This is a genomic window from Chitinophaga sp. GbtcB8, from assembly GCF_019091455.1.
GTDB lineage: Bacteria > Bacteroidota > Bacteroidia > Chitinophagales > Chitinophagaceae > Chitinophaga.
Map to the genome: position 1 here is coordinate 121,321 of NZ_JAGXJN010000012.1, position 16,930 is coordinate 138,250.

The window sequence follows — 16,930 nt, forward strand, 5'->3', positions numbered from 1 at the left end:
AACCATCATACATACTGCTATGACGCTTGTTCCTGAACCATACCTGCAGGCCACGGCCCGGGAGCTGGGCGATACTATGGAACTTCGTTTACCGGATACCGTTAGTTACGAGCAGCTGGAAGAACTGTTAGCTCAACGGGTGGAAACGCTCATTAGCCATCACTTTGAGCAATTTGTTTTTTTACTGTACCGTATTGATGTACCGGAAAACCAGATCCGTATTATACTGGATAATGATGCCGGCGCAGGGGCTTATCACAAAATTGCCGCCCTGTTAATAGAGCGGCAGCTGCAAAAAATTAAAAGCCGGGAAATATATAAGACCAATCCTCCGGAGAATGAGGAGGAACGATGGTAGTAATTCCTATTTATCAAATATCAGCTCTCTCACTTTTACCTTGTCTTCTTTCTCTGTTTTAAGATCAAAGCTGGTGCTGAAGATCTTGTCCCATATAGAGGTGCTTACCCCAAAACCTTTATCATCGCTTTTGTAATGATGCAGATGATGGTTACGCCATACGGGTTTCATGAACTTAAAGGGCGGGTTCCAGGCATGAATAGCATAGTGCATGCTGCCGTAGATCAGGTAACCCAGTATAAAACCCGGGAAGAACATAAACGTATACTCCCGCAGAAAAAAATACTGTATGGCAAAGATGACAGAAGCTAATATTAAGCTGGGGACCGGGGGCATGAACAAACGTTGCTTATCACGCGGGTATTCATGATGATTACCATGCATTACATATACCACCCGCCGTACTTTGGGATTGTCACTGGCAAAGTGGAATATAAACCGGTGCATGACGTATTCAAAAAAAGACCATAAAAACATAGCGCCTAAAAAAACCAACACTATCCTGCCTATGCTAAAACCTAATGCCTGGTTGCTGTAATAAAGCATGTAACCAATAATGGGAATATACATGCCCCAGATAATCAGCGGATGCGTTTTGGTGAGCATCTCCAGGTACTTACTCTCAAACAATCTGGCCTGTCCTTTATTCTTTATCTTTTCGAACTTCATAGACCCTGGGTTTTGTGCAAAATTACGTCAAAATGTAAATAAACAATGCCCGTTAGCTTACGTAGAATGTTCATATATAACACCTTATCATGTACATACTATCGTTGTAACAAGGTGGGTACTGTAACCATTTTATAATTTTTTTGCTGCAAATAGGTCAGCAAATGATCCAGCTCATCCCAACATTTTTCTGTACGCCGGGGATCTGTGCCTGCATGCATCAATAACAGAAAACCATTCAATCCTGCGGGGTGTTGCTGTTCATATTCTTTAATAGACTGCAGGATGGTGGCGCAGCTCCGGTATTGCTTACCTAGTTGGGGCCAGGTATAATCTGCATGGCTTAAGGTACCCGGTGTATAATTTACTAATTGCACCTGCAAAAGTTGTGCCCAGGACGCAATTGTATCATTATACCATTCATATGGTGGTAAAAACCAGGCTGCATTTTTTTTCTGAATGCCCTGTTTGGCCATGGCTTGATAACATTGCAGCAGGTCTGCATTAAACTGTTTTTGATTAACAAGCAAACTGTCCCTTTTGTTCCAGTCGCAGTATAACAAGTGCTGATCAGAGTGCGGGCCTAAATAATAACCCTTATGTTTTAGCTGCTGTATAAGCGCAGCATGTGCGGGGTTGCGGTAAAAGCGGCCGGTAAAAAAGAACGATGCTGGTATGTTATGTTCCTGTAAAATTTTTGTTATCACGGGTCCCCCATCCGCAAACTCATCGGCGCTAAATATCAGGGCAATTTTCCGTTGGGTACTATCTCCACGAATAATGGCTCCATGGCTATACGTAGCAGACCGGGGCTGTTGTTGTGATGCCTCAAATTGCTGTGCCGCCAGCAAATATACCAGGCTGGCAGTACCATCCATAGTAGGCTCGTTGGTGGAGTAATCGCCAAAGTCATCATGATACACAGCCAGGTCCGACTGAAATGGCGCATATTCATCACCGTTATGCAGCTGTATGCCTATCAGGTTTTTATAAATACTGCCGTATACCGGCCCATCTACCAAACCACCGCTTACCGGGTAGTGATACAGGTGGCTGAAAGAACTATGCGGGTCTTCAGGGTAATCTCCACTTACAGGCAGGCCTGCTACCATGGCAGTACCCCAGGGGTTGCAGCCAAACAGCCAGTCAATACAGGCCTGCTCCAGCTGCTGGTAACGGGTATCCTTTGTAAGCTGCCGGTATCGGTTACATTGTATGGCAAAACTAACGGTAAGGTTGTTGGAACACCAGATAAAAGGAATCCCCCGGTAAAAAGCATTGTGCTGCGCTTTAGCCCATACCGCCTGTATGCCCTGCCGGTAATAGCCCATGGCAGTTTTTTGCAAAGCAGGGGTTTCTGTAGCCAGCTCATAATGCCCAAAGTTGTGAAACGGGTACCATTGGTAATGCCGGGCCGTATCGGCACCCATCCAGGGAGTAAGGGGCTGTTGTTTGGCCCATGCCAGCGCTTGTTTTGTGAGCGCCTGCCGGTGGGAAAGCTTACCCAGCATAACAGCACCCAGCTCCATATCATCCATCCAGTTATCCTCCTCATAAAAATAAGGCGCGCCGCAGGGCGCTGTCTGGCATACGCCGGGGTGGGCCGCGCCCAGTGCATAGGCGGTAGCAGCCTTGTGCTGTAACAGGGCAGTATACACACTATCAGTTCCCTGGTATACTATTGCCCCCAATGCAAAGGCGCTGGCAAATTTACCGGCCGTAGAGGCCAGGCCGGAGCTGCGGTTCTTGTATTGTTTAAGCCCCTGCGGCTGGCCGGTACAAAAGTATACCGGGCGTTCCAGCCCCTGCCCGTAACCGGCAGTATCCTGCGTGGGCAGGCGCATGCCGCGGTGGTCACGGTCGTCGGCTATCTGGTTAAACAGCTGGTCATCTGCCGGGTGCATTTTTAACAGCCAGTCCAGGCCCCAGCGGGCCTCGTCCAGCACATCAGCTATGCCATTGCTGCCCCGGGTGCCATTGGCCTCGCAGGTATCGCCAAACACGGGTTTAAAATCGCGCCAGGCAGCCAGCAGGTGATAGGTAGCGTTGGCCGATGTGGTTACGTATTGCAGGTAATCACTGGCATCATGCCAGCCACCGGCTGCATTGATGTGCGTACCATCCGGCATGGGGCCGTACACGGTAAATCCATCGTGCGTGTGGCAGGAATCTTTAAGGTAAGGGTTGTAGCCGCTGCGCTGCTGCCGCATATATTGCAAACAAAAATCGGCAGTGCCATTATACACGTCGGGGCCTATACGGAAAATGGGAGAGCGGGCCTCCCCGCAGGCCAGGTAATAAGTACCGGGTTGTTTAAACGCAGTGAAGTTCAGCCGCCGCGTATGTGTGAATGGGCCGTACGCGCCAAAATCGGCGCTGCTGCTGCCTTTCCAGACCTGCTGGTTGGTAGCTGCATCATGCAAAGTAAATGCATTAGCCTGCGCGGGCGTTTTGGCGCACCACACGGCTATTTTACTGCCCTGCGGCGTATAACCCAGCTGGTTAATCCTTATCCAGGCAGTAGTGCTATCCTTCCCTGTTACGGTAAAAGGCAGCAGCAAAAACAATAAGTAAACTAAACGCATGTTATGATCAATGATGTACAATGGATGCACGGCGGCGCGGTGCCGCATTCGCTATCAGTATCAGTAATATAGTTCCCGGGTAATGTTACCGGACGTTTGCAAATTTTTTCAGATCGGGGATGTAAGCGCGTTTCCGTTCCAGCTCATATTGATAAATTATATTCCCGATCTCTTTAAAGAAAGGATATCCTTCTGTTTCATACTCATACCGGTCGTCATTCAATATACCATCCCGGTTCACATACACCGTGCCGGTGAGCATGAATTCTACGTGGTTCTTAAAGTCCACAATATAAGCTGCATCTGTTAAAAAGCCGAATGCCCAGCCAGTTTTATTGAACACGCGGATGTTAGGCGGTATTTTTCCCTGGTGGGCTTTAAACATGAAGAATTTGGTAAAGCTGTCAAAGTATTCCAGGGTATCATATTTCGGGAAGTCAGACTCCCGGGGCAGAGCAGACATATAATGATACAGGAAATGATAATCCTTTTTGGTGAGCTTAAACCGCTGCGCTTTGGGTACAGATTCCGGGAATAGTACCGATTGCATCATATGCTGTATATCTTCCAGCGGAAAGTTATTTTGCTTGGTAAAATTAAACGGTGCGTGAATAAGGCTATCCTTGCGGTCCATATGCGCATTGCCCAGTAAGATGGTTTTGCTGAAATCAAAGGGCAGGGCGCAATACGCGGCCGGCTGTGCATACACCAGCTTATTGTCCTTTACAAAACGAATGGGGTTGGTGTGGCGGTTCCCTTCCTCATCCAACGGCATAAAACGGCGCACAATGCGCACCTCCGGGTAACCTTTGGCCCACAGGTTTTCATGAATGGTTTGCTGGCCTACAAACTCGTACAAACGGTTATAGGCATTATTATCACTTACCAGGAAAACCTTTTTTATGTAATGGGCAATGGAGGGCAGCCCGTTCTGCGCCGTAACATCTGCATATACTTTTACCTGCCCGGGGTAGCTGCTGTCCGTAAGCATGGTGGTATACATGTTCAGCCCACGTTTATGCAACGCATGCAATTTTTCCAGGGATAGCAGGGCAATGGGTAACTTTACGGTAGATGCCGGGTTAAAATAATTATCTGCGCTTACATTGAAATAATAATGCTTAAAATGCGGACGGTTATGCCGGTCGCGGTCTATCTGGGTATATATCAGCTGGTAACGGAAAGAATCCGGGTATTGCAGGATATGCTGCAGCATTGGCGAAGCATGCCGGCGTATAAGTGCTTCCAGCAAACTATCTGATTTTGGTTGTGCCCCGGCTGACAGAAATAAAAACGTGGCAATAAGGGTGAGCGAAATACGCGTCATATGTTCAAAAATAAAAAATAATATATTTGGCTGACATAGGCCAAAACAAAAAATTTATCTTGATGAAGCTTGTTACTTACTTAAGGGATGAAACCGACCAACTGGCAATATTGGTTAACGGATTATTGTACAACACCCAGGACCTGCACCCTGACCTGCCTAACAACATGCAAATGTTCCTGCTGATGTGGGAAGAGGTAATAGACCTGGCCCTGCATGCAGATGCACAGCTGAAAAGCGGGCAAAATAAAAGCAGCGCCATAGGCATACCCTATGAAAGCGTGCAGGTATTGGCGCCGGTGCCTTTCCCTACCTCCTGCCGCGATGGTTATGCCTTTCGCCAGCATGTAGCCGCTGCACGCCGCAACCGCAAGGTGGAGATGATCCCGGAATTTGACCAATATCCCATTTTTTACTTTACCAACCACAATGCTATCCAGGGCCCGGGCGATGTACACTGCATGCCGGACCATTTTAATAAGCTGGATTTTGAGCTGGAAGTAGCTATAGTGATCTGCAAACCAGGCCGTAACATTACGGCTGCCGAAGCAGATGATTACATTGGCGGTTACATGATCATGAACGATATGAGCGCCCGCACCTTGCAGGCGGAAGAAATGAAGCTGAACCTGGGACCCGCCAAGGGCAAGGATTTCAGCACTGCTGTAGGTCCTATGCTGGTAACGGCCGATGAGCTGGAACCTTTTAAGGCGCCCACCAAAGAAGGCCATACCGGCAATAACTACGCACTTAAAATGACCTGCAAGGTAAACGGCGTACAAGTAAGTGAGGGCAGCATGGGTGATATGGACTGGACCTTTGCAGAGATCATTGAACGCTGCGCCTATGGTGTGAACCTGCTGCCGGGTGATATTATTGGCAGCGGTACAGTAGGCACCGGCTGTTTCCTGGAGCTTAACGGTACCGGCAAGCTGCAGGACCCTAACTACCAGGAGCAGTGGCTGCAACCCGGCGATGTGGTGGAAATGGAAGTAGAAGGCCTGGGTCTGCTAAAGAACACCATGGCGGAAGAGGATTCGGAGTTTTCAATACTGCAACTGAAGAAAAATACAAATTGAGTGCAGAACGCTGAATGCTAAATGCAGCGTATAGTGTAGCGATACCAGGCATAAAGCATTCGGCGTTGAGCGTTAAGCATTAAGCTTTCATTCCCAATTCATCATATGTTTTCTATTACTCCCGGGCAAATAAAAACAGGGGAGCTGCATGCTTATCTGTTAGGGGCTGTGGCGCCCCGCCCTATTTGTTTTGCCAGTACTGTAAATGAAGCAGGGCTGCCTAACCTGTCGCCCTTTAGTTTTTTCAATGTATTTGGCAGCAACCCGCCTACGCTGATCTTTTCTCCCAGCCGCCGCGTGCGCGATAATACCATCAAACATACCCTGGAAAATATCTATGCTACCAAAGAAGTGGTTATTAACGTGGTGAACTACGCCATGGTGCAGCAAATGTCGCTTTCCAGCTGTGAGTACCCGCAGGGGGTAAATGAGTTTGAAAAATCCGGCTTTACCGGCCTGCCTTCTGAAAAGGTAAAACCCCTGCGTGTGCAGGAAAGCCCGGTACAGCTGGAATGCGTGGTACGGGAAGTAATTGCCACCGGTGAAAAGGGTGGCGCCGGTAACCTGGTGATCTGCGAGCCGGTGCTCATTCACATAAATGAAAATATTTTGAATGCCCACGGGCAGATAGACCCTCACAAAATAGACCTGGTGGCCCGCATGGGCGCTGATTATTATTGCCGCGCCTCCGGCCCCGCGGTGTTTGAAGTGGCCAAACCCAACCTGCAGCTAGGCATTGGCGTAGATGCGTTGCCGTTTGCCATCCGCAACAGCCGTATTTTAACCGGTAATCATTTGGGCCTGCTGGCCAATGTGCATGAAATGCCGGTAATAGACCCTGCTTTTGAGGATACCCAGTTAAAAAATATTATACAGTATTACAGTATTATGCCGGAGGAAATGGGGAAAGAGTTACACCGGTATGCGCAGCAGCTGCTGGATGAGGGGAAAGTGCGGGAAGCGTGGCAGGTATTGTTAACCGAATAGGGAAATGAGCAGTATGGATCAGGAAGTGTTTCCTGATCCATACTGCTCACAATATTATTTAGAAAAAACCTTCTTCAACAGGTCCGTAGTACGGGCTGCAGGATTCTGGCGGATGTTCTCTTCTTCTTTGCTGATCCGGTCAAACAGGGCCGTTACTGCGCGGGCGGTTACATACTGCTGCAGGTCCGGGTTTACCTTGTTCATGGTAGTAGGCAGCTTGTTATAGGTATTTACAATATCCGTATAATACTTGGTAGCGCTGGTGCTATCCAATGCGCCTTTTACAGAAGGGGCAAAAGCGGCCGTTAACTGATCCGTTGTTTTGCCTTTAAAATAATTTGTTACAGAGTTATTACCACCGGTTACCAGCTTCAGGGCATCGGTTACGGTCATTTGTTTAATAGCATCTGTAAAGATGGGGGCCGCATGGCTAACCGCACCTTCTGCTGCACGGTTAATCTGCAGAATGGCTTTATCTACCTGGCTGCCCAGGCCTATGCTGCGTAATGTTTTTTCGATCTTTACCGCATCTTCCGGCAGGAACATCTTATAAGCTTCGTTACCAAAAAATCCGTCTTTCTTACTCAGCATGGCAATACCGGAGCTTACACCCTTGGCCAATGCTTCCTTAATACCAGCGCCGGCTTCCGACTCCGTTACATTGGTGGCGGTGTTACCACTACTACTCTGGCTGGTGGAGGTACCATTGTTCAGCGCTTTGTTTAACTTTTTCAGTAGCTGTGCCTGGCTTACCTGTAAAGCAAATAATGCAGGCAGCAGGAAAACAATCCCTTTCTTCATAATGTTGTGGTTCATATATTAAAATTAATCAAATTAATTAAAGTGCAAGTCCTCAGGGTAAATCTTAACTTTCTTTAACAGTTTATTCATGAATGGCCAGCAGGGGTATGTGACTGTGAAAAGCCAGCTGGGTAGTACGGCTGCGTTTAAAAATGTTCTCAAAAAGGCCGTGTTTGCGGGGAATAATGAGGATCAGGTCTGCCTGTTCCTGTTCCGCAAAGTCCATGATACCCTGTACCACATTGGTGCTGTCTACAAAATGGAACTGCGGGTTATATCCTTCCAGCAGGGCATCCAGCAGCAAGGTTTCATAAGGCGTATCGGGATTAAAGTGTTTATTGTCGTGGTCAATATTCAGCACATGCAGCTCCGGCTTAAAGGTATCCAGCAGCTTTTTCAGCGGCGCTATGGGCGTGTGCGCTACTATCTTGCGGAAATCGGCCGCAAATACCACTTTGCGGATGGCGGTGAACCGGGCGTCTGATGGTACTACAATTACCGGGCAGCTGGTATGTTTCAGCACATCCACGGCATTGGAGCCTATCAGCATTTCCTCCAGCTGGCTGCCGCCGGTAATGCCCATCACTACCAGGTCGGCCTGCTCCTGTTGGCACATCTGGTTTATATTGGCAGGCAGCAGGTGATTCTCTGCCCGGGGCTCCAGCTGCACATTTTCCGGCAGCAGGGGGCTAAGCTCCCGGATCATTTTTTCCAGGCCTTCCAGGCTGGCGGCCCGCAGCTCGTCGGAATTTACCATGGGTACAGTAGTAGGTACATCCGGGATGGGTACTATCAGCTCATAAGCATGGTACAGCACAATGCGTGCGGTTTGCAGCTGCCGGGCCAGTCCCAGCGCATAACGGGCGGCGTTATAGGCCGCTTCGGAGAAATCAGTGGGAACTAAGATCGTTTTCATTCTGCAAGGTTTTTGATGTGAGGAAGGAACATTTATATAGAGAAAATTTGGTGCCAAATGATGCTGACCACGGTTTACAACCGTTCCGCCACGGCCCGCAGCAGCGGAACCAACGGCTTTGCAAACGGCAGGGCGGCGGCCCCACGGACCATTCAGCTATGCACTCTGAACTATTACCCTTATTTTTGCACTCCATTTTGAGTAATACATGACACAACTATCTGAGCAAGAGATCATACGCCGGGAAAAATTGCAGGAGCTGCAGAAATTAGGCATTGATGCCTACCCGGCCCCGCAATACCCCGTAAACGACACTTCCGTTAATATTAAAGCCCATTATTCGGAAGCTACCAAAGAGCAGTTCCAGGAAGTATGCCTGGCCGGCCGCATCATGAGCATCCGCGACATGGGTAAGGCCTGCTTTGCTGTAATACAGGACAACGTGGGCCGTATACAGGCTTATATACGCCGCGACGATATTTGCCCCGGCGAGGATAAAACCCTGTATGACACGGTTTGGAAAAAGCTGGTGGATATTGGCGATATCATTGGCATTAAAGGCTATGCCTTTATTACCAAAACCGGCGAAACCTCTGTACATGCAAAAGAGCTTACCATATTATCCAAAGCCCTGCGCCCCCTGCCTGTTGTAAAGGAAAAGGAAGGCGAAACCTTTGACGCCGTAACTGACCCGGAGTTTAAATACCGGCAGCGTTATGCAGACATGATCATTAACCCGCAGATAAAGGATGTGTTCACCAAGCGGACCAAGATCCTGCAAACCATCCGGGAGTTTTATAATGCCCTGGGTTACCTGGAGGTAGAAACCCCCATTCTGCAACCCATTCCCGGTGGCGCCACTGCAAGGCCCTTTGTTACACACCATAATGCGCTGGATATGCCTTTGTATATGCGCATAGCCAATGAGCTGTACCTGAAACGCCTGATCGTAGGTGGTTTTGAGGGCGTATACGAGTTTGCAAAGGACTTCCGCAATGAAGGTATGGACCGTACCCATAACCCGGAATTTACCGTAATGGAAATGTACGCCGCCTACAAGGATTACAACTGGATGATGGAAACCACCGAGGCCCTGCTGGAAAAAATAGCCCTGGCCCTGCATGGCACTACAGAGGTACCGGTAGGCAACCAGGTGATCAACTTTAAAGCGCCTTTCCGCCGCGTAACCATGTACGATGCTATTAAAGAGCATACAGGTATAGACATTACCGGTATGGATGAAACCCAGCTGCGCGGGGTATGCAAACAGCTTGGTATTCCCGTGGCCCCCAATATTGGTAAGGGCAAACTGGTAGATGAGATCTTTGGTGAAAAATGTGAGGAGCATTACGTACAGCCTACCTTTATTATTGATTACCCGGTGGAAATGAGCCCGCTTACCAAAAAACACCGTAGTAAAGAGGGTGTGGTAGAACGTTTTGAGCTGATGGTAAATGGTAAGGAAATTGCCAATGCCTATACAGAGCTGAATGATCCGCTGGACCAGCGCCAGCGTTTTGAAGAGCAGGTGCAGCTAATGGAGCGCGGGGATGATGAGGCCATGTATATTGATGCGGACTTCCTGCGGGCCCTGGAATACGGTATGCCGCCTACCTCCGGTATTGGTATTGGTATTGATCGTTTGACCATGCTGATGACCAACCAGCCTTCTATCCAGGATGTGCTGTTCTTTCCGCAAATGAAACCGGAAAAAAACCAATAGGATCTATGATCGTATCTAAAATAAAAAAGGGGATGTAAGACTACATCCCCTTTTACTTTTTTTGACCATATCCTATGAAAACCAATTCAAAATTAATGTTCCGGCACATACATCCGTATTATAGTTATTAATCGCTGGCAATCTTTTAACAGATGGTAGTATTTAGCCAATAGCTGGTAAATGCCTGCGGGTATTCCGCATGTAAACCTGCGGAAAAAGGAAAGTCCCGCGTACCAATGGCAGGCGGGACCTTTGCATTATTATGAGATGGAAAAATCGTGATTAGTTCAGTAAGGTTCTAAAAAAAGAAACGGGGCTGCAAGACTACAGCCCCGAAAAATTTTAACCATATCTTTATTGAAAAACCTGAAACAAAGATCATATTTATTTAATTATCACCACCCCCAACCTAGTGAATGCTATATTTTTCTTGGGGAACGTGTCGTTTATGCAGATAAACGCAGGCCCATTTCAGTACAGGCTTGATAAGTTGTAAGAATGAAAAGAATGTGGATATTGATAATCAATAAATTATAAAAACCGGATACATGTCTCATTCCGGACACAACGCAAAGGTTTTTCCGGGAAATACCGGTAAAGGGAGTTAAAAGCAAAAAGCGCTTTTTACAGCGCTTCCTAAAAAAGAAAAAGGGTGGTAAGAATACCGCCCTTGTAATAATTTTAACCATATCCTATGAAAAACCTAGAACAAAGATATATTAGCATATATAGGTTTTTCTTCCATTTCCGTGAACGATGCAATTTAGTTCGTGAAGATGAAAGATTGGGAATTAAGCTGTTGCATTACGAAAAATCTTATATTAACTGAAAAAATTAATTTTATATTTTCTTAATGTAGATAACGCTGTTAATGAAATAGCTGCAAATTTTGCTCCTCATATTAGTATATAGTTTACTTAGAAGGGCATTTATAATGGCCTGGATGAACGTTGCAATCTTGGGGTTAAACGTAGTATAAACATCCGGCAACCGTAAACCGGCTATTGTTCACAGCCGTAAGACAGCTATCATAACATACTTGTTGTAGCCAGCCTCACCAATGAATATTATTGCCAGCAGGGGATCTGATTATTCAACAATATTTCCAGGCCGCGTTATTGATCTTGTTTTGAGCCCTGTAACCAGCCGGCTTACCTGGCAGGTTCCCTTTATTAACCATAGATACTGAAGCTGGTTTACCCTTGCTGACCGGGATTATTTAACGGGACCGCCTTTCTTAATCATAAGCTGGTTTTACCAGCTTAGCCTCAATTTGTTCATGAAATATTACCCAACTGCCAAAAGATGTCCCCGTATGAATATCCAGCCCGTTTTTACGGTGTGCTTGTGTACTGCTGAATGCAATTTTTTTTATGATTGCAGAATTAATTGCATATGTGAAATGCAGTGATGGGAAGCGCTTTATAATAAAAGATTTATGAGCGTGTTATATAGGCAGCTCTCCAGTGGAACGGTGAGTTTGGTAAAAGAGGCCATTCCGGCAGGCCAAATACAGCCCAGCTTGGCACAGTTCTTGACTTAAAGGAACAAATTTTAGGTTAAAAAATAGGTTAAAGCGAAAGGGGCCTTTCCGGTATCGGGAGGGCTTTTTTCGTTTAGGGGAATGCCGCTAATTCAGTGTGCTATCCTGTACCGTTACCTGCCCGCGGGGGTTAATAATATTATAGTCGGAAAAATCCTGGTTAGATTCCAGGCCGGTGCCGTAAATAGTATCTGTTGGGGTGCTGATACGTACGGCTTTTTTAGAGAGGAACTTTCCTTTTTTGGAATCCCAGTTCAGCTCATTACAGTCCAGGCGTTTGCCTTCTTTATTGATCACCACTACACTATCCCTCAGAAAAACGTTATCGTCATTTTCATAGTACTTGCCATATTTAGCCGTTACGGTACTTTCCACCTGCAGGCTGTCATTATAGGATAATACTTTTAAACCATTGTTAAACTCCACATAAGCAGGACGCTCCATGTATCTTTTCATAGTGGGAGCGGTAAGCTTGGCCCGTACCCGGCCTCCCTGGCTGTAAAGGGTTTCAATTTTAATCCCTTCTTCCACTGCGGCCGCCCCCTGATCCAGCCGCATAATGGACTGCATGTCATTTTCACAGGCTACTAACGAGAGAAGGAATATGGCCATGAGCGCCATTTTCCGGACATTGATCATATTGGAACCGCTTTTCAACGCCGCAAATTAATCATATTTCCGCTTAATAAACCAGCGGTCGTTTAAAGTAAAGCCCAATACCATACGGTACCAGGTTTCTTTCAGCACGGTTTCTTTACTGCCACGGTGGCCTATTTCAAAAGCAACATTAATTACAGAGAATTGGTTGGAGTAGGCCTGCCTGCGCACCGGCAAACCGGCTCCTACGGAAAAACCGTACACTGTCATATCCTGCCCATTCAGCTTAAGATAGTCGGTACCATAATAACCACCCACCCGGTAGGTAACTTTATTCCAGTAACCGTTTATGGCCCGGGCATTGGGAATAAACTGCCCTCCCAGGCTCATTTTCCAGGAGTTGCGTACAGAGTCTTTTACATCATAATTGCGGAACTGGTCCCACTGTTCCGTACTAAAATCCGCACCTATGCTCCAGTTATCTGCCTTATGCAGCATAATACCACCAGCCAGCTGTTGCGGGTATATGATCTTACCCCGCTCGCCCTTTGCGTAAAAGGCAGTATCCTGGGTGGTATATTCATTGGAGCCGGGATCAAAGATGAGGGTTTCCCGCATCTGCTCCCGCCGGCCGGAAAGCGTTTGTTTAAGGCTGCCTGAGGCGCCCACGGTCAGGTCCAGATCGTTACCCAGGTTAAACTTGTATTGCAGCCCCACATTATAGAACAGGTGGCCATAACTTACACGCTGGGTATGTTTGGATGGGAATATATACTGGTTGGCCGGGTAAATGGCTTTGGTGCTGTTCTCAATATTACCAAACAGGTAGCCTACATTGGCGCCTATGCTAAAGTTACCAATGCCAACACCGGTACCGGCATAAAGCTGGTACAAACCGCCGTTACCTTCATATTGGTAGGCAACCGGCAGCTTCAGCGTATCAAAAAAAGTGGTTTCACTATTCTGCAGTATGTTATAGGATACTTTGGTTACGGGGCGTAAACCCATTACCAGGCCCCATTTGCGGCGAATGGGAATACCCAGCTGCAGGTAAGAGAGGTTGCCAATACCGGAACGGAACTTCTGATCTGCATTGGAAATTGTGCGGGCGCCGCCTTCCACTGCTATATCCAACGTGGTTAATAGCAGGCTGGAATAGCTGGCCGGGTTGGCAAAGTTAACGGATTGGGGATCGCTGTAGGCCTGTGCTACTCCACCCATACCGCGGTTAATAATATTCTGATTTATATTCTGATCACCTAAACCGTAACGGGAATAAGGGGAATTATCCTGTGCAGCAGCCTTATTAGCTAACAGAAACAGAAAAGCCAGTAAGCAAAGAATGCCAGCTTTAGTTCTATGCATTGAGTTGATCGATTATTGGTTTACTGGTTTTAGCGAGCGCACTAATAGTTAACATAGCAATACCCACAGAAAATAGTCTGCAAATATCTACTTTTTAGGGTGGGAAGCAAAAAAAACAAAATGGACGACTGTTAAAACGTCGTTAAAAAGTGACTATTCAGCTATTTTTATAGCCCTTCTGCCGATAAATTCCTGAAATGCCCGTTCAGCTTTACCCGTTCTTTCAGCTTTTCCATTTCTGCCATCAGGGGTATTACTTTCAGCAGGTGGCGCTTTAAATATTCCAGGCGCTGCATTTCCAGGAACAGGTGCAGCAGCTCATATTCCTCCTCCAGGGAAAGGCCGGCATGGTGCGCCAGGTCATAGGCGCTCAGCTCCTCATCGGCCTTGCTGAAGGTTTTGCTTACCTGCAAAATATGGTGCAGCTCCCGGATGGCGTGCAGCACCTGCTGGCGCAGGCGTGCGTGGGTTTTATTATTATTTTCAGGGTAGTTTACAATAGCGCCGTCGTATAATTTATCGGGAATGGTTTTAATTATTTCCAGTATGCGGAACACACTCAGGCCCTGGGTTACAATATCCATTTCACCGTTCTCATATTCTTTTTCTATGCGCAGCACCTGTACCAGCGTACCGTATTCTACGATCTTTTTATTCAGCACGGTAGGTATGCCAAAAGGCTTCTGATCTTTTACACACTCTTGTACCAGCTGCTTATACCGCGGTTCAAATACATGCAGGTTCAGCTGCTCCTGTGGGTAAACCACTATGCCTAAAGGAAATATGGGAATGAAATTCGTCATAAGCAGCTGCTAAGTTAAAAAATAATAGCCTACCCCTGTTATACGCTAAGCAGCGTATAATTTGTTTTAAGGATTTTTAGTTATATTGATCACTTCAACCAGGATCCGGGTTTAAAGTAAACGTTATGACGCAGGACACTACAACTGAACAGGTTACTGTTTTTGAAGTAGCTATTATTTTACTCAATTATAATTCTACGGATTATACGATTGGCTGTATACAATCAGTACAGCAGCATACTGCACCGGGTTTACGCTGGCAAATGGTTATTGTTGACAATGATTCTGAAGCGGCGCAATACCGGCGGCTGGCTGGTTTTGTAGCCGGCATCCCCAATATCACCCTGGTAAAAAGCATTCTTAACCTGGGCTTTTCCGGTGGCAATATGTTAGGCGTTCAGCATGCCCGTGCCCGGTACCTGTACTTCCTGAATAACGATACTGTTTTTGAAAATGACTGCTTATCCATCCTGTATAATTTTATGCAGGCGCAGCCGGATGCCGCCATGTGCAGCGGGCAAATGCTGGATGCAGAACGGCAGCCCATACGCACCTTTGGCTATTTTCCCACGCTTTCATTAAAGCTCCTGGGCGCAGGCCTGCTGCGCCTGTTACGGCCTCAGCACTTTCCGCGGCGCAACGGCGTATATATGCAACCGTTACAGGTGCCATTTGTTAGCGGAGCATCTATGTTTATCCGTTATGAAATGTTTGCAGCCATTGGCGGTATGGATACCAACTACTTTTTTTATTGTGAAGAAGAAGACCTGGCCTACACTTTCCGGGAAAAGGGCTGGCATTGCTACCTGGTACCGGAGGCCCGCTTTGTGCATTTTGTGAGTAAAAGCACCACGGTGAAAGCGGTGTTTTTACAGGAGTATTATTACTCCCTTATGTATTTTTTTTCCAAACATTTTTCCGCCCCCGCTTATCATGTATTGAAGTGGTGGTATTTCTTTAAACTACTGAAAAAGTGCTACAAAGGCGGTTTTTATGCACGTATTGCATGGATGATAGCGTTAAATGCGCCTCCTTATTATTCGTTAAGATTTAAACAAAAAATACGCCTTGGCGGAACTTAAACGTTGAAAATTATATCTTCATTATTCAATAGCACAATACAATTATGCCTCTAATAGGGCTGGACCTGGAAAAATTAAAATATCCGCATAATGGACTGTTTACAGTTTGCTGGCAGTTAGGCCAACGCCTGCCCGCGCTTTTGGAGCAGGATGAAGAGCTATTGTACTACCTGCCGGCCGGCTTTAAAGGCTTTGCGAATAACGCATGTTATAAAGCATTATACTACAAGTGGTACCATCGCTATTTTTTCCACCCGCCCAAAACCGCCGTATGGCATGCGCTGCACCAGGATACCAATGTTTATCCCCGCAAACGTACGGGCAAGCTGGTGCTCACCATCCACGATCTTAATTTTTTACTGGACGAAAGAAAGGACGACCGTACCAAAACCCTGCTGCTGCGCCGTTTGCAGGAACAGGTAGATGAAGCGGACCGCATTGTTACTATTTCCCGGTTCACGTTTAATACGGTGCAGGAACATTTACACGTAGCAAAAGAAAAATGCTGTATTATATACAACGGGGCCGATATTAAGGAATACCCCTCCTTTGACCAGCCCTGTTACCGGCCGGCAGCGCCCTTCCTGTTCTCCGTAGGTATGCTGATGCCCAAAAAGAATTTTCATGTGCTGCCTGCGCTGCTGCAGCATAACCAGTACGAGCTGCTGATTGCCGGCGCCCCGCATGGCGATTATATTAAAAAGATACAGGAAGAAGCTGCTTTATTTGGCGTAAGCAACCGCGTAAAACTTTTAGGCCCCATCAGCAACCAGGATAAATACTGGTACCTGAAAAACTGTTATGCATACGTGTTCCCTTCCATTACAGAAGGTTTTGGAATACCGCCTATTGAGGCCATGCAGTTTGGTAAGCCTGTCTTTTTGTCAGACAAAACCAGCCTGCCGGAAGTAGGGGGTAACCATGCTTATTACTTCCGTGATTTTGATCCCCGGCATATGCAGCAGGTGTTTGAAGAAGGTATGCACCAATATGCCACCCAGCACCCGCAGCAGGCCATCATAGCCCATGCGCACCAGTTTAACTGGGACCGTATGACCCGGGAATACCTGCATGTATACCGCAGCCTGTACTAAG

Annotated in this window: 14 protein-coding genes; 6 read left to right on the plus strand and 8 right to left on the minus strand. The window is 46.9% G+C overall.

Annotated features, from left to right (window positions below; translation table 11 throughout):
* Positions 1-19 precede the first annotated feature (19 nt).
* Positions 20-358, plus strand: coding sequence for a hypothetical protein (locus KVT36_RS13305; RefSeq protein ID WP_217603987.1), 339 nt, complete (start codon positions 20-22; stop codon positions 356-358).
* A 6-nt stretch (positions 359-364) separates the two neighbouring features.
* Here KVT36_RS13305 and KVT36_RS13310 read toward each other — a convergent pair whose 3' ends face one another.
* The 3 genes from KVT36_RS13310 to KVT36_RS13320 form a co-directional block, all read right to left on the minus strand.
* Positions 365-1,027: a sterol desaturase family protein gene (locus KVT36_RS13310; protein ID WP_217603988.1), complete on the minus strand. Its 663-nt coding sequence runs from the start codon at positions 1,025-1,027 to the stop codon at positions 365-367.
* Between the two features lie 98 nt (positions 1,028-1,125).
* A complete protein-coding gene (locus KVT36_RS13315) occupies positions 1,126-3,612 on the minus strand; it encodes a glycoside hydrolase family 9 protein (protein WP_217603989.1) in 2,487 nt (828 codons plus the stop codon).
* Between the two features lie 85 nt (positions 3,613-3,697).
* Positions 3,698-4,864 (minus strand): serine hydrolase, encoded by a 1,167-nt coding sequence (locus tag KVT36_RS13320; protein ID WP_254639979.1) that lies wholly within the window; start codon positions 4,862-4,864, stop codon positions 3,698-3,700.
* A 137-nt stretch (positions 4,865-5,001) separates the two neighbouring features.
* On the opposite strand from KVT36_RS13320, the gene KVT36_RS13325 reads away from it, so the two are divergent.
* Together KVT36_RS13325 and KVT36_RS13330 are read left to right on the plus strand one after the other, a co-directional pair.
* Positions 5,002-6,018, plus strand: coding sequence for a fumarylacetoacetate hydrolase family protein (locus tag KVT36_RS13325; protein ID WP_217603991.1), 1,017 nt, complete (start codon positions 5,002-5,004; stop codon positions 6,016-6,018).
* 105 nt (positions 6,019-6,123) lie between these two features.
* Positions 6,124-7,005: a flavin reductase family protein gene (locus KVT36_RS13330; RefSeq protein WP_217603992.1), complete on the plus strand. Its 882-nt coding sequence runs from the start codon at positions 6,124-6,126 to the stop codon at positions 7,003-7,005.
* A gap of 54 nt (positions 7,006-7,059) precedes the next feature.
* Here KVT36_RS13330 and KVT36_RS13335 read toward each other — a convergent pair whose 3' ends face one another.
* Together KVT36_RS13335 and KVT36_RS13340 are read right to left on the minus strand one after the other, a co-directional pair.
* Entirely contained in the window at positions 7,060-7,821 is a 762-nt protein-coding gene (locus KVT36_RS13335; protein WP_254639980.1) for a DUF4197 domain-containing protein, read from the minus strand.
* A 67-nt stretch (positions 7,822-7,888) separates the two neighbouring features.
* Positions 7,889-8,722: a universal stress protein gene (locus KVT36_RS13340; RefSeq protein ID WP_217603993.1), complete on the minus strand. Its 834-nt coding sequence runs from the start codon at positions 8,720-8,722 to the stop codon at positions 7,889-7,891.
* Between the two features lie 208 nt (positions 8,723-8,930).
* Here KVT36_RS13340 and lysS point away from each other — a divergent pair, with 208 nt between their 5' ends.
* Complete coding sequence (gene lysS / locus KVT36_RS13345) at positions 8,931-10,445, plus strand: lysine--tRNA ligase (RefSeq protein ID WP_217603994.1); 1,515 nt, start codon at positions 8,931-8,933, stop codon at positions 10,443-10,445.
* A 1,630-nt stretch (positions 10,446-12,075) separates the two neighbouring features.
* Here the strand turns inward: lysS and lptC are convergent.
* The 3 genes from lptC to KVT36_RS13360 all read right to left on the minus strand — a co-directional run bounded on the left by lptC (position 12,076) and on the right by KVT36_RS13360 (position 14,753).
* Entirely contained in the window at positions 12,076-12,600 is a 525-nt protein-coding gene (gene lptC / locus KVT36_RS13350; RefSeq protein ID WP_217603995.1) for an LPS export ABC transporter periplasmic protein LptC, read from the minus strand.
* Positions 12,601-12,654: 54 nt separating this feature from the next.
* The gene (locus KVT36_RS13355) at positions 12,655-13,950 is read right to left on the minus strand and encodes a hypothetical protein (RefSeq protein ID WP_217603996.1); all 1,296 of its coding nucleotides are present in this window, start codon (positions 13,948-13,950) and stop codon (positions 12,655-12,657) included.
* Positions 13,951-14,117: 167 nt separating this feature from the next.
* Positions 14,118-14,753, minus strand: coding sequence for an LON peptidase substrate-binding domain-containing protein (locus KVT36_RS13360; RefSeq protein ID WP_217603997.1), 636 nt, complete (start codon positions 14,751-14,753; stop codon positions 14,118-14,120).
* 125 nt (positions 14,754-14,878) lie between these two features.
* Between KVT36_RS13360 and KVT36_RS13365 the strand changes: the two genes are divergently transcribed.
* Positions 14,879-15,835 carry a glycosyltransferase family 2 protein gene (locus KVT36_RS13365; RefSeq protein ID WP_217603998.1) on the plus strand — a complete coding sequence of 319 codons (957 nt, stop codon included), beginning with the start codon at positions 14,879-14,881 and terminating at the stop codon, positions 15,833-15,835.
* Between the two features lie 44 nt (positions 15,836-15,879).
* Positions 15,880-16,929: a glycosyltransferase family 1 protein gene (locus KVT36_RS13370; RefSeq protein ID WP_217603999.1), complete on the plus strand. Its 1,050-nt coding sequence runs from the start codon at positions 15,880-15,882 to the stop codon at positions 16,927-16,929.
* Position 16,930: the final 1 nt, after the last annotated feature.

Bases quoted from the DNA above. Each gene is read 5' to 3' on its own strand.
- KVT36_RS13315 (WP_217603989.1), bottom strand. From the start codon at position 3,612: ATGCGTTTAGTTTACTTATTGTTTTTGCTGCTGCCTTTTACCGTAACA.
- KVT36_RS13340 (WP_217603993.1), bottom strand. From the start codon at position 8,722: ATGAAAACGATCTTAGTTCCCACTGATTTCTCCGAAGCGGCCTATAAC.
- lptC (WP_217603995.1), bottom strand. From the start codon at position 12,600: ATGGCCATATTCCTTCTCTCGTTAGTAGCCTGTGAAAATGACATGCAG.
- KVT36_RS13360 (WP_217603997.1), bottom strand. From the start codon at position 14,753: ATGACGAATTTCATTCCCATATTTCCTTTAGGCATAGTGGTTTACCCA.
- KVT36_RS13325 (WP_217603991.1), top strand. From the start codon at position 5,002: ATGAAGCTTGTTACTTACTTAAGGGATGAAACCGACCAACTGGCAATA.
- KVT36_RS13305 (WP_217603987.1), top strand. From the start codon at position 20: ATGACGCTTGTTCCTGAACCATACCTGCAGGCCACGGCCCGGGAGCTG.
- KVT36_RS13355 (WP_217603996.1), bottom strand. From the start codon at position 13,950: ATGCATAGAACTAAAGCTGGCATTCTTTGCTTACTGGCTTTTCTGTTT.
- KVT36_RS13310 (WP_217603988.1), bottom strand. From the start codon at position 1,027: ATGAAGTTCGAAAAGATAAAGAATAAAGGACAGGCCAGATTGTTTGAG.
- KVT36_RS13330 (WP_217603992.1), top strand. From the start codon at position 6,124: ATGTTTTCTATTACTCCCGGGCAAATAAAAACAGGGGAGCTGCATGCT.
- KVT36_RS13335 (WP_254639980.1), bottom strand. From the start codon at position 7,821: ATGAACCACAACATTATGAAGAAAGGGATTGTTTTCCTGCTGCCTGCA.
- lysS (WP_217603994.1), top strand. From the start codon at position 8,931: ATGACACAACTATCTGAGCAAGAGATCATACGCCGGGAAAAATTGCAG.
- KVT36_RS13365 (WP_217603998.1), top strand. From the start codon at position 14,879: ATGACGCAGGACACTACAACTGAACAGGTTACTGTTTTTGAAGTAGCT.
- KVT36_RS13370 (WP_217603999.1), top strand. From the start codon at position 15,880: ATGCCTCTAATAGGGCTGGACCTGGAAAAATTAAAATATCCGCATAAT.